We start from the raw sequence: 12,663 nt of genomic DNA, 5'->3' as shown, positions 1-12,663 counted from the left end.
TGTCCCCGGCCGAACTCGGTAATCCAGTGGGACCATGAATCCCACCTCAGTAGCGTGGATCAAGAGTCACATGACCATGTGGGACCATCACGGTTCCGATGAGACCGCAATAGCAGTCGGGAATCATTGCTGTCAGTTACCCCGGTCGCACGGGCAACGGCTTTCATGACGAGACGGCGCACAACCTTGTAGGTGAACGACGAGCGGACGAGGACGCAAGGGCAACCGCGCACACGGAGACCTCACCGAATTTGTGCCGCTGCACACCCTTGAGCTGCGCATTCTTCGCTAATCCGAGCTCGTGTACCGTCCCCGCCATGCCGACGCACCATCGATCGGTCGACGGCAATGCCGACCAAGTGGGCCACGACTCGGGAACGGATCCGCACATGCCACTCTCCACCGGACGCGAACGCCAAAACCACATCTACACAGCGGGGGTGGCCGGACGAACACCGACTGTTCCCACGGATTTCCCGGGATTGGAACGGCGTGCACTCACGAAGATGTCCGACCGAGCGCGTGCCTACATTGCGGGTGGGGCCGGCTCCGGCACCACGATGGACAACAACCGCCGCGCTCTCGACCGGTGGAACATCGTGCCTCGGGTCCTTCGGGACGTGTCTGCGAGAACCACCGAAAGCGAACTCCTCGGCCTCACGCTTCCGGCACCCGTGTTGTTCGCTCCGGTCGGAGCCGGGGGCGCAGTGCATCGACAGGCAGATCTGTTGATCGGCCAAGCCGCCGCCACACTGGGACTTCCCTACATCTTCTCCAACCAGGGGTCCGTCGCGATGGAGGAGGTCGCTGCCGGCATGGACCGGATCGCGCCCGGGTCCCCGCGGTGGTTCCAGCTCTACTGGTCGACCGACGACGACCTGGTCGATTCCCTGCTCACGCGGGCCGAGCGCTCCGGTGCCAGTGCGATCACGGTGACCCTCGACACGACACTGCTGGGATGGCGACCACAGGACCTCAACCTTGGGTCGCTACCGTTTCACGTGGCATCGGCATCAGCCAATACACCTCGGATGCTCGGTTCCGTTCGATCGTCGCGGAGCGCCTGGCGGCCGGCGCCGAAAAGCCGAATCTCCCCATCACGGGCCCGTCGAGTGCACTGTCCGCGCTGTCCACCCTGTTCTCGATCGCACGGAACGCACCGGGCAGCACCGTGGCCAATCTCCTGTCGCCCGAGCCGCGCACCGCGGTGACGACGTTCACCGACATCTACTCGCGAGAAAGCCTGAACTGGAACGATATCGCCGGACTGCAGGACCGCACGTCCCTGCCGATCGTCTTGAAAGGCGTTCTGCATCCCGACGACGCCCGACGCGCCGTCGATCTCGGCGTCGCCGGAATCATGGTGTCCAACCGCGGGGGACGACAGATCGAGGGAGCGATCGGAGCCGCTGACGCTTTGCCGGGGGTCGTCGACGCAGTCGACGGACGCGTGAGGGTGTTGTTCGACTCCGGAATCCGATCAGGGTCGGATGTGTTCAAGGCACTCGCCCTGGGCGCCGACGCCGTGTGCATCGGCAGACCGCACATGTACGGACTCGCTCTGGCCGGTGCCGCCGGTGCCGCCGACGTCGTCGCCAATATCGTTGCCGAATTCGACCTCGTCATGGCACTCGCCGGCCACTGCTCACCCGACAGCATCGATCGAGACTCCCTGTGGCGAGCACCATGACACGATCGAGTGCAGCGCAGTGAGCCACGACGGAGCCGCGGCGCGAACCCTACTTTCCTCGCGAATACAACAGACCCTGGACGGCGAACCGCCGTCCGGCATCCCGGTGTGCCGATCACTCGCAGCTCAGCTCCGATCATCAAGGCGATCGCCCACAGACGGAACAGCAAGACCACCCAAACGCACTGCGAGCAAGGTCGTTCGGGCCGCGGCCGAGTGAATACAGGACGCCACCATGACCACGCCGACACCCTCGGGTACGACCGGACCCCAGCGACGTGTATGGAGACGACGTACCACATCTCGTCTATTGGTCCTCGCCGTCGTCGGCGTTCCTCTCACCGTCCGACAACGCACTGTCGCAGACAAGCGCGCCCAGGCCTGGCAACGCATCACATGGTGCCTCGAACGCACACCAGTGACAACGGCGACGAGGCCGAACTCGGCCGGGACATCTACGCCACGGTCACCGACTCGGCGCTGACCACCAGGACCGAGGAAGACGTTCTGGTCGCTGTCACCGACCGTGCAGCGGCACGGCGGGCGCTGGTGCCGCCGACCGAAACCGAGGACACTGACAGCCAGAGCGAGCAGCAGGAGGACCCCCGATGACCGCCACCGAGGAACGCAGTGACCGACCGGCCGAGCGGCCCAGGGTGGCTGCTGCCGCTGCCCGCGCCTCCATCGCCATCCGCGAGCGAAGCGGACGAGAGGTACCGCAGTGGCTTCGCGACACTGCTGCCGGCCGTCCCACCACGCCACCGCCTGATCTGACCTGACCTTTCAGCGGTGCAGCGGCTGCGTGGAAGGTGAACACCAACTGGCGCAGCAGGCGTAGAACACTTGTCCTTCGCTGTGGCGTTGCTCGGGGAACCGACCGATCAGCGCGCTCAGCCCGAGAAGGGCTGTACACGGTCCATCCGTCGCTGCGGCGTATCGCCGCCGTCTCGATACCACGACCTCGAAGCTGAGAGGCTCGGTCATGGAGTGTTTCTCCCGGCTCGGTAGAGGTAGCTGTGTCCGGCTGTGCTGCGCGAGGCGGTGCTCACCGAGCTGGGTTGTGTTCTTGTCCCAGTTGCCGCCCCGGGTGCCAGGTTGCGGGGCGGCATAGCCGTCGAGTGTCACTAAAGGTCCGGGGTTCAAGTCCCTGTGGGCGCACCACAAAAGGGCCCCTGATCAGCAGCCGTGCCGATCAGGGGCGCGGAGAGGTGGGTAGCCCTGGGAACAGTTTCTCGGTCGAGATGGTTGACTTGTAAACTAAACCAGGGTCGACGTCGTGGCCCCGACCGAGAGGTTCAGCAATGCATGTAGGTGTGGACAGCTTCGTGTCCTCCGTAACCGACCCGACCGACGGCCGCGTGATCGGCGCTGCCGAGCGGATGGAGCATCTGCTCGAGGAGATCACCCTCGCCGACCGGGTGGGTCTCTACTCGTTCGGGATCGGCGAGCACCACCGCAGCGAGTACTACGATTCCGCTCCGTCGATCATCCTGGCGGCCGCGGCAGCTCGCACGGAACGAATCCGGCTGGGCAGTGCGGTCAAGGTACTCAGCGCGGACGATCCGGTGCGAGTTTTCCAGGAATTCGCCACCCTGGATTTGATCTCGAAGGGGCGGACGGATCTGGTCGTGGGCCGCGGCTCGTTCACCGAGTCGTTCCCCCTGTTCGGTCTGGACCTGGCCGACTACGACTCGCTGTTCATCGAGAAGCTCGAGCTGCTGCTGCAGATCCGGGACAACGTCGAGGTGACGTGGTCGGGCAAGCACCGGCCGGCGCTGACGCGGCAGAGCATCTATCCGCGTCCGATGCAGGATTCTCTGCCGATCTGGGTGGGTGTCGGTGGCAGTCCCGAATCATTCGCTCGCGCAGGTCTGTTGGGGTTGCCGCTGATGATCGCGATCATCGGCGGTGAGCCGCGCCAGTTCGCGCCGCTCGTCGATCTGTACCGCCGCGCGGGTGCGCAGGCAGGTCATGCGCCGGAGAAATTGAAGGTGGGCCTGCACGTGTTCGGGTTCGTCGCGGAGAGCACGCAGGCGGCGGCGGACACCATCTACCCCGGGTGGAACGAGATGTTCACGAAGATCTCGCGGGAGCGAGGATTCGCGCGACCGACCCGAGCGCAGTTCGATGCCACGTCCGGACCTAACGGTGCCTTTTTCATGGGTGACCCGCAGACGGTGGCCGACAAGATCGCGCGAGTGGGCGAACAGCTCGGCGGTGTGGATCGGCTGTCCCTGCAGATGACCAATCCCCGCTTGGCTCACAGTGATCTGCTCCGCGGCATCGAGCTACTGGGAACGGAGGTCGCACCGCTGGTGGCCGATCTCCGACCGTGGGCTTGATCATGACGAGCTAGCGGACCTACGGCCGGTTCTGCGTGAATGCTCGGGCGTGTTCGACCTCGATTTCCAGCCGACGTAGATTCCGTGGATCTTCGCCCGCCGTCCAAGTTCGGACGGCGGGCTCTGACGCGAGATTGCATTATGCCCCGCCCGGAAAATATTCGATTCACAGTCGCCGATCCCTCGACCGGTAGGGCCGGCCTTGTCTCAGGTGCCGGGTGAAGAACCGGTCCGCCTCGTCGCTGGCGTATTCGGGGACGCCGACGTGCCCACCCTAATCGGCGTGCAACATTCGGTGGTGGTCCACAGTGCGGTGATGAGCTCGTCGCCCCCGTTCGAGTCGGAGATCGGAGTTCGACGGTGTAGATGTACGGCAGGGGCGCTCCCACGATGCACAGCAACCCCCACTCCGCCCGGGGGACGATGTCGCCGTCCGAACTCTCTGTAGCGGACGGTGGCACCCCAGGCGTCGCAGTGGGCGCGAGCAGCCTGCACCGCAGGTCTATCGGACCCGGTACAGACAACTTTGCAGCCGCCTGAGCGGGCACAATGCGTCGTTCGATATGGCCGAGAAGACCCGAAACCTCGAGTTTCGAGTTGCAGTCATGAATAAGTAGTGAGTGGCACCGAAACCAGAAGAGCCCCTGACCAGCTAACTGCTGATCAGGGGCCCTTTGTGGTGCGCCCACAGGGACTCGAACCCCGGACCCAGTGAGTATGCCCGGCGAAACCCAGGAAGCCGAGTGGGACCACGAAAGTCCATCTGACCAGCAAAGATTAAGAGTCACATGACCAGACGGGACCACCACGATCCTGGTGAGACCAGAACGAAAGTCATGAATAAGTGATGAGTGGCCTGATGAGTGTCGAGTCAGCACTCAAACCAGCAAGTCACCTCGGGGAAGAGATCGAACAGCTCACGAGAAGAGCGGTTCGCCGCCCATCCGCAGTGACAATGCTGCGCCCGACCGCGCAAATGCTCACCTGCGATCTGTCAATCCATGCCTCGAGGCCGGCCTGCCTGTTCGTGAGAGCGATCGACACGGCAGTGGGCAGTGTCGACGGAACGAATGCCCTCCTTGCAGTGACGGGTGTTCCTCCGGCGCCTAAGCAAACCAACAGCCCCAACCTTGTTCTGTTGTCTATACAATTTGTCCATGACTGTGAAACTTGGCCTCGTCGGATTCGGCCTCGGCGGCCGGTATTTCCACGCACCGTTCATCACGGCGGCCCGCGGAATCGAACTGGCCGGAATCGTGGCGCGGTCACCGCAGCGGATCAGCGAAGCGCACCAGGATTTTCCCGACGTCCCGGTCTTTCCATCTTTACGAGAGATGGTCGGCCATGTCGACGCCGTCACGATCACCACACCGCCTGCTACCCGACGATCTCTGGTGATGGAGGCAATTTCTCACGGACTACATGTCGTCGCCGACAAACCGTTTGCACCCGATCTGGACGGCGCCCAAGAGTTGATCGCCGCAGCAGAGAATGCGGCTGTGCTCTTGGGCGTTTATCAAAACCGTCGTTTCGACGCCGATATCCGAACGCTCCGATCGGTGCTGCCTCGGGTAGGTCGGGTGTGGCGAGCGGAGTCGCACTTCGACTTGGATGGCGCGGACACGTTGGAGGCCGGTCCGGACGGAGGACTGTTGCGAGACATGGGCGCTCATGTCGTCGATCAGATGGTGTGGTTGTTCGGTCCGGCGGAGCGTGTGTACGCGCACCTCGATCACGTCGATCGTCCTGAAGGCCGCACCGATGCGTCATTCGTCATCGACATCAGCCATCGGAGCGGTGTCTTCTCCACCGTGTCGTCGAGCAAGGTCAACCACCTCGATGCCCGGCGCCTGCGAGTGTTCGGCTCCGAGGGCAGTTACGTCAGCGACGGAACCGACGTGCAGGCGCAGGCGCTGTTCGCGGGGCGCCGCCCGGCTGACGACACTGCGAACTGGGGGTACGAGGCACCCGAAAGGTGGGGCACCCTGCGCACCTCTGCCGGCGTGGAGGCAATTCCGTCACTGCAAGGTGCGTACCAGGACTACTACTCGACCTTCGCTGCTGCGGTGAAAGGTGAGGGGACGCAACCGGTCCCGGCAACCGAGGCGTTGGACACCATCGCGATTCTCACAGCGGCACGCGAATCGGCATCCTCGGGTCGAGCCATAACTCTCGGCTGAGGGCGGCGACATTTCGCCTGCCCCCAGCCGGTGCGGGTCAGGAGTACTTCTCGACGTACTTGTTCATCGTCTCGAGTTGGTAGCGGGAGACGTCGTGGGCGTTCTCGTTCTCGGCGAACACACTCGACACCATGACGGTGTCCTTGTCGTAGAACCCGAGTGAGCCGAGGCCGCCGAAGGACTGGTCCCAGTCGACGTCCCCGTCCCCGATCTTCAGATGCTGGTGCACCCGCACCGCGTTGCCGGGCGGATTGGTGATGTACCGCAACCCGTGCGAACGGTGATGATCCATCGTGTCCGCCACGTGCACCAGACGCACCATGTCCCCGGCGGCGGCCATGATCGCCGGCAGGTCACCACCCATGTGGAACTGGTGGCACGCCACGATCACCATCCCGATGTTCGGGGAGTTGATCCCGCGGATGGTGCGGATCGCAGCGAGCCCGTCCTCGACGAAATCGTCCGGATGCGGATCGATCAGGACGTCGAGCCCCTCGCGCTCGATGATGGGGACCAGTTCCTCCATCGACCGGTAGAACGCCCGCTCGGACTCCTCCGGCTTCTCCGGTCGCCCCGAGAACTCGGTGTTCATCGTCGACACCCCGAGGTCGACGGTGATCTGGATGGCCCGCTTCCAGTACCGCACGGCCGCCTCGCGGGCGTCCTCGTCGGGACCGGACCACCGCAGCACCGGCAACACCGAGGCGACGCGGACGCCGGCGTCCGAGCAGGCCTTGCGGAACTTCGCGACCAATCCGTCGTCGGCCTTGGGATGGTTGAAGAAGGGGATCATGTCCACGTGCGGGGTGAGCTGCAACCACTCGTACCCCAGATCGGCCACCACGGCGGGCAGCTCGAGCAGCGAATGCGAATGATGAAACGGCGTCGGATCGAGCGCGATCTTCATGAAGGGTCCTGTATTGATCGAAGGCGGGCCGGGCGTGAACATGCTGTCGCACACAAGTTTTCAGGATGCGAGAACACACTGCGGTATCGAGGTCGGGGTTCTGGCGACGAGCCCCCCGGACTCGACTCGCACTGCGTAGCCGTCTCGGACGAGCACGCGCTGAGCGTGGATGACGGTGTCGCGGGAGACGCGCAGCCGCCGCGACAGTGAGCGGGCGCTCTCGAGCGCGTCGCCGTCGTCGAGTGCCCCCGAGTCGATCATCGATCGAATTTGTTGTGCCATCTGGTGATAGATCGGAACAGGGCTCGACGTGTCGAGCTCGATGCGGTGGTGTGGCATGAGTCCGTCGTTTCGACAGGAACGGTCCGCGCCGGGGGACAGAATGACAGTGCCGGCGCGGACGTCCGAGTCCTAGCGGGTGCCGCCGGCGGCGAGGTCGGCAATGGCGTCGATATTGGTCTCGTCGATGAACGACGGTCCGGTCAACACAGCCTGTCCCCCGCCGATGGTGTTCTTGTTGTTCAGGTACAGCCAGAGCGAGTCCACCGCCAGGTAGCCCTGCAGGTAGGGCTGCTGGTCGATGGCCCAGGCCACGTCTCCGGACTTGACGGCGTCCACGAGTGCTGCATTGGTGTCGAAGGTGGCGATCTCGGCGTCGCTACCGCTGGCACTGACCGACTCGATGGCCGTCAGTGCGATCGGTGCGCCCAGGGTGAGAATGGCGTCGATGCTCGGGTCCTGCTGCAGTTTGGCCTGGATGGTGGCCTGGACGGACGGGAGATCCTGCCCGTTGACGTTGAGGTTCTCGATCTTGCCGCCGAAACCCTCTGCGGCACCTGCACACCGCGCCTCGAGCTGCACGGCGCCCTGCTCCTGGATCACACAGATGGCGTTGGTGGCGCCGTCGGTCTTCAGTCGCTCACCGGCGGCAATGCCGGAGGTGCGCTCGTCCTGGCCGAAGTATCCCTGGACGCCCATGTCCTTCCAATTGTCGTAGCCGGAGTTGAAGGCGACGACCGGGACACCGGCGGCGATGGCGCTCTCGACGTTCGGCTGCATGGCATCGGGTTTCGCGAGCGTGACCGCCATGGCGTCGACGCTGGAGTCGAGCGCATTTTGCACGAGGTTCGCCTGGTTGGGTGCCTCGACCTCGCCGTTGTACTGCAGGTCGATGTTGTCCTTCGCGGCCGCAGCTTCCGCGCCGCGTCGGATCAGGTCCCAGAACGTGTCCCCGGGAGGCGCGTGCGTGATCATCGCGATCGTGGCGCGCGGGGTGTTGGCGACGCCGGCGTTCGCGCCGCCGCCGTCGGTCGATTCGGGAGCGCCACCGGTGCTGCTGCACGCGGTGAGTGTGGTGGCGGCAGCGAGTGCCACTGCGACCGCAGCGCGACGTGTCGAGATCACGAGGAGTCCTACTTTCACGGGAGTAGATGGGTCTATTTGACCGGTCTAGTCGGAACTATGACCCACGCCACACGTGCTGTCAAGAAAATGGGCGGGACGGGCGACTCAGCGCGGGGCGGGACCCGAGGTGGATCGCGTGATGAGGCGGGGCCGCAAGACGACCGACCGCGCCTCGGTGCGGCCGCGGTCGAGCCGGTCAACGGCAGCATCGACGGCCTTGAGCGCCTGCTCGCGGGGTTCCTGACTCACCGACGTCAGATCCACGTGCGCCATCTGGGCCAGCATGCTGTCGTCGTATCCCGTTACCGACATCTCGCCCGGCACATCGATCCCGGCACGCTGCAACGCGTCGAGAAGCCCGACAGCACTGCGGTCGTTGGGCGCCACGACGGCGGTGGGCCTGGTCTTCATGGAGATCAACTCTGCCGCTGCTCGGACGCCCGACGCCTCGGTGAAGTCGCCGTCGAGGATTTCCACGAAATCGTCGAGTCCGTGACGGTGCATCGCGCGCACGTAGCCGGCACGGCGGTCTCCGGCGATCGGATTGGCGCCGCCGGAGAGATGCGTGATGTGGCGGTGCCCCAACTCCACCAGGTGGTCGACGACCGAGCTCATACCCCGGTGGTCACCGGCGCGCACCACATCGAGAGCCGATCCCGGCATCCGCCGACCCACCACGACCAGGGGAACCCTGCTGTTCCATTCCACGAGCGATGCCGCCGCAGACTCGGGTCCCAGCAGAATCACTGCTTCGCACCGGAAGTCGAGAAGGGTGCGAATGACGCTCTCCTCGCCGTGCGTGGGCGTAACGGCGCCGAGCACGACCTCGTACCCGTGCCCGTCTGCCTGCTCGACGAGGTGTTCGACCATCTCCGCATGGAAAGTGTTGCGGATGTCGGTCGTGACGCCGAGTAGGTGTGTGCGGCGCAGCGACAGCAGCGCCGCACTGCGGTTGGGCCGGTAGTCCAGCTCCGCAGCGACTTCCATCACCCGCTCGCGCGTCGATGCGCTCGGGCCCTGGACACCGCGAAAGATCATGCTCACGAGCGCTTTCGACACCCCCGCCCGGTCGGCGACGTCCTGCATCGTGGTGCTGCGCGCGCCGGAACGCGCACCTGACTGCGAGGTCGAATTGTCTGCCACGGGTGCCTCTCGTCATCGATGACGGGTCTGCCCCGACGTCCTTGACACCGCGTGACCCGTGTCTCATAGTAGTGCAACTAGACCGGTTCAATAAACCGGGCAAGTTCCCACGACCACGAATCTCGAGAGAGCAGTTCTCATGACCCACGACTCGATCGGCGTCGCCGTCATCGGCGGCGGTATGGCCGGCCGCGCCCACGCCGCCGGATACCGCATGGCCTCCACCCTCTTCGGCACCGACCGACCCGACGTCCGCCTCGTCGCCGTCGCCGACACCAACGCCGCGGTCGCCGACGACACCGCCAAGCGCTACGGCTACGAGCGGGCCGAGTACGACTGGCAGTCGATCGCTGCCGCCGACGACATCGACGTCGTCAGCGTCGTCGTCGCCAATCACCTGCACCGCGAGATCGTCGAGGGCCTGCTTGCCGCCGGAAAGAACGTGCTCTGCGAGAAGCCCCTCGCCGGATCCCTCGCCGACGCCGAGTCGATGGTCGCCGCAGCCTCGGCATCGTCCGGTATCGCCTCCGTGGGGTACACCTACCGCCGCTCCCCCGCCGTCCAGGCCATCGCCGACGAACTCGCAGCCGGTCGACTCGGCGACATCGTGCACTTCGACGGCCGGTACCGCGCCGACTACTCCCTCGACCCCACCGGTCCCATGACCTGGCGCTACCGCGGCGGCCCCGGCACGGGTGCACTCGCCGATGTGGGCAGCCACCTCATCGATCTCGCCGAATACGTCGCCGGGCCCATCACCGAAGTACGCGGAGCCCAGTTCGCTACCGTCATCACCGAGCGGCCCGTACCCGTCGGCGTCACCTACGGACACACCAAGGCCGAGACCACCGGTGAGATGGCCCCCGTGGAGAACGAGGACGTCGCCACCTTCACCGTGGCGTTCGCGGGCGGGTTCGTCGGGACGTTCTCCGCCTCACGCGTTTCCCATGCCAACCCGGACGGACTGTCCTTCGACGTCTTCGGCACAAAGGGATCCGCGTCCTGGGCGCTCGAGCGCGCTGCCGAATTCCACATCTCCACCACCGACATCGACGACACCGTCAACGGCCGCCGCCAGGTCATCATCGGGCCGCAGCACCCCTACATCCGTGGCGGACTCCCGATGGACGCCGGCGGCGTCGGTCACGGCAAGGCCGAGTTCTTCGCCTACCAGGCCCGCGCCTTCCTCGACCAGGTCGCCGGAATCGACGGCCTGCCGCCGCTTCCCGACTTCGCCCACGGCCTTCGCGGACTGCAACTCGTAGCCGCCATCACCGAATCTGCGGCGAACAACGGCATCGCCGTCAAGATCTGACCACTCGACCACCACACACTAAGGACCAGCCATGAAGCTCGGCGTCTACAACGCGATCCTGCACGACAAGCCACTCCCGGAGGCGCTGAAGACCGTCGCCTCCCTCGGCCTCGAGGGCATCGAGATCAACTCCGGCGGGTTCCTCCCGCCGGTGCACATCCCCGTCGACGACCTCCTCGCCGGAACCGTCAGTCCCGCCGACTATCTCGCAACCTTCGAGGGAACAGGCGTCTCGATCGCCGGCCTGAACTGCAACGGCAACCCCCTGCACCCCGATCCGGAGGTGGGACCGGAGGACGCCGAGGATCTCCGCAAGTCCATCCGTGTCGCCGGGCTCCTCGGTATCGATCGCGTCGTCACCATGTCCGGCCTCCCCGCGGCGCATGCCGGCGGCGCCTGGCCCGCATGGCACGTCAACACCTGGGACTCGGGTTACCTCGACTCGCAGGACTACCAGTGGGACGAGGTCGCGGTGCCGTTCTGGAAGGAGATCGATGCCCTCGCACGCGAGCACGGAGTCAAGGTCGCCATCGAGATGCACCCGCAGAACCTCGTCTTCAACCCGCCGACCATGAAGCGACTCGTCGACAAGGTCGGCGCCACCAACGTCGGCGCGGAGATGGATCCCTCGCACTTGTTCTGGCAGGGCATCGACCCGGTCAAGGCTGTCGAATGGCTGGGGCCGTTGGTGTTCCACGCCGCTGCGAAGGACACGCGCATCAACCCGAACTGCGAGATCTACGGCGTCCTCGACGATCGCTTCACCCGCATCCCCGAAGATCAGAACCCGGTGGGCCTCGGCGGCAAGCACGTGGTCAACAAGTGGCCCGAGGACTCGGCGTGGGACTTCGTCGCCGTCGGCAACGGGCACGACACCGCCTTCTGGACACGCTTCCTCGAAGCCCTGTACAAGGTCGACCCCAACATGGCCGTCAACATCGAACACGAGGACACCGCCTACGGGCCCCTCGAAGGATTGCAGATCGCAGCCCGGACCCTCACCGACGCAGCACGATCAGCAGGCGTCCAGTAAGTCACCCGCCCACGCACCGACGCCCCCGGCAGATCCCACGGCCGGGGGCGTCGATGTGTATGCGCGCGTCGGCGACCCGCGTCGGACTCACATCGGGAGGGGTCGATTGTCGATAATGTTCTTCATCACCAGGGTGGAACTGAGCTGCTCGCCGCGATCCCCGCACTGCTCGGCTACGTCCCCGCCGACAGCGGATGTCGGAGAGCGGCCGACCAGCAGACAATTGCGCGTCGGAGTCGTCGTACCGCTGCCCTCCGTTGTGGGAGTGCTCGCGGGCCTCCGCTTCATGCATCAGTGCCTTCTCCACGAACTGCGACCACGACTTGTCGCCGTCGAGGTGGGATGTTGCCCGGTAGACGCCGCGGGCCATCACCGCCGAACTGTTCAACACACTTGCCCGACTGAGATGAGTCTCGCCGGCCGTCGCATTGTCAACGGGACCACCGCTCCCCCGACGCCGTCAGCACACCGGCCTCCACGACGTCGAGCTTGTCGGGATCCACCACAAGCCTCCCCTGTCACCGAGAGCCAAACGTGCGGCCATGCAGCGCACTTCTGATGTCAGAATGTCAGAAGACACGTGCACTGATCCACAAATCGCCAGCAGAGGGTGCGGTCGCCTTTTGAGACTGACAGCAGAAGTCGACTG

Annotated in this window: 11 protein-coding genes and 1 pseudogene; 7 read left to right on the top strand and 5 right to left on the bottom strand. The window is 65.1% G+C overall.

The window, feature by feature from the left end; genetic code table 11:
- Nucleotides 1-389 precede the first annotated feature (389 nt).
- The 5 genes and pseudogenes from HQ306_RS06665 (at nt 390) to HQ306_RS06645 (ending at nt 6,212) form a co-directional block, all read left to right on the top strand.
- Nucleotides 390-1,690, top strand: a pseudogene (locus HQ306_RS06665) (alpha-hydroxy-acid oxidizing protein).
- 399 nt (nt 1,691-2,089) lie between these two features.
- Nucleotides 2,090-2,302, top strand: coding sequence for a hypothetical protein (locus tag HQ306_RS06660; protein ID WP_261772217.1), 213 nt, complete (start codon nt 2,090-2,092; stop codon nt 2,300-2,302).
- Nucleotides 2,299-2,469, top strand: coding sequence for a hypothetical protein (locus tag HQ306_RS06655; protein WP_155957004.1), 171 nt, complete (start codon nt 2,299-2,301; stop codon nt 2,467-2,469). Before HQ306_RS06660 ends, HQ306_RS06655 begins: the two co-directional genes overlap by 4 nt.
- Before the next feature lie 522 nt (nt 2,470-2,991).
- Nucleotides 2,992-4,032, top strand: coding sequence for an LLM class flavin-dependent oxidoreductase (locus HQ306_RS06650; RefSeq protein WP_222629673.1), 1,041 nt, complete (start codon nt 2,992-2,994; stop codon nt 4,030-4,032).
- A gap of 1,157 nt (nt 4,033-5,189) precedes the next feature.
- A complete protein-coding gene (locus tag HQ306_RS06645) occupies nt 5,190-6,212 on the top strand; it encodes a Gfo/Idh/MocA family oxidoreductase (RefSeq protein ID WP_222631343.1) in 1,023 nt (340 codons plus the stop codon).
- A gap of 37 nt (nt 6,213-6,249) precedes the next feature.
- On the opposite strand, the gene HQ306_RS06640 is transcribed toward HQ306_RS06645, so the two are convergent.
- From HQ306_RS06640 to HQ306_RS06625, 4 genes are all read right to left on the bottom strand, one after another.
- A complete protein-coding gene (locus tag HQ306_RS06640) occupies nt 6,250-7,119 on the bottom strand; it encodes a sugar phosphate isomerase/epimerase (protein ID WP_222629670.1) in 870 nt (289 codons plus the stop codon).
- 60 nt (nt 7,120-7,179) lie between these two features.
- Nucleotides 7,180-7,458, bottom strand: a complete 279-nt coding sequence (locus HQ306_RS06635; RefSeq protein ID WP_222629667.1) for a GntR family transcriptional regulator — start codon at nt 7,456-7,458, stop codon at nt 7,180-7,182.
- A gap of 72 nt (nt 7,459-7,530) precedes the next feature.
- On the bottom strand, nt 7,531-8,523 hold the full coding sequence (locus HQ306_RS06630) for a substrate-binding domain-containing protein (protein WP_222629652.1): 993 nt from the start codon (nt 8,521-8,523) through the stop codon (nt 7,531-7,533).
- A 105-nt stretch (nt 8,524-8,628) separates the two neighbouring features.
- Nucleotides 8,629-9,609, bottom strand: a complete 981-nt coding sequence (locus tag HQ306_RS06625; protein ID WP_222631341.1) for a LacI family DNA-binding transcriptional regulator — start codon at nt 9,607-9,609, stop codon at nt 8,629-8,631.
- Between the two features lie 196 nt (nt 9,610-9,805).
- Here HQ306_RS06625 and HQ306_RS06620 point away from each other — a divergent pair, with 196 nt between their 5' ends.
- Complete coding sequence (locus tag HQ306_RS06620; protein WP_222629641.1) at nt 9,806-10,981, top strand: Gfo/Idh/MocA family protein; 1,176 nt, start codon at nt 9,806-9,808, stop codon at nt 10,979-10,981.
- A 31-nt stretch (nt 10,982-11,012) separates the two neighbouring features.
- Nucleotides 11,013-12,014: a sugar phosphate isomerase/epimerase gene (locus HQ306_RS06615; protein WP_222629638.1), complete on the top strand. Its 1,002-nt coding sequence runs from the start codon at nt 11,013-11,015 to the stop codon at nt 12,012-12,014.
- Nucleotide 12,015: 1 nt separating this feature from the next.
- On the opposite strand, the gene HQ306_RS22745 is transcribed toward HQ306_RS06615, so the two are convergent.
- Nucleotides 12,016-12,384 carry a hypothetical protein gene (locus HQ306_RS22745; protein ID WP_374197735.1) on the bottom strand — a complete coding sequence of 123 codons (369 nt, stop codon included), beginning with the start codon at nt 12,382-12,384 and terminating at the stop codon, nt 12,016-12,018.
- Nucleotides 12,385-12,663: the final 279 nt, after the last annotated feature.

It is taken from the genome of Rhodococcus sp. BP-160, from assembly GCF_019836205.1.
Classification (GTDB): domain Bacteria; phylum Actinomycetota; class Actinomycetes; order Mycobacteriales; family Mycobacteriaceae; genus Rhodococcoides.
The sequence above is the reverse complement of the archived record's forward strand: the minus strand, read 5'-3'. Positions and strand labels throughout refer to the sequence as shown.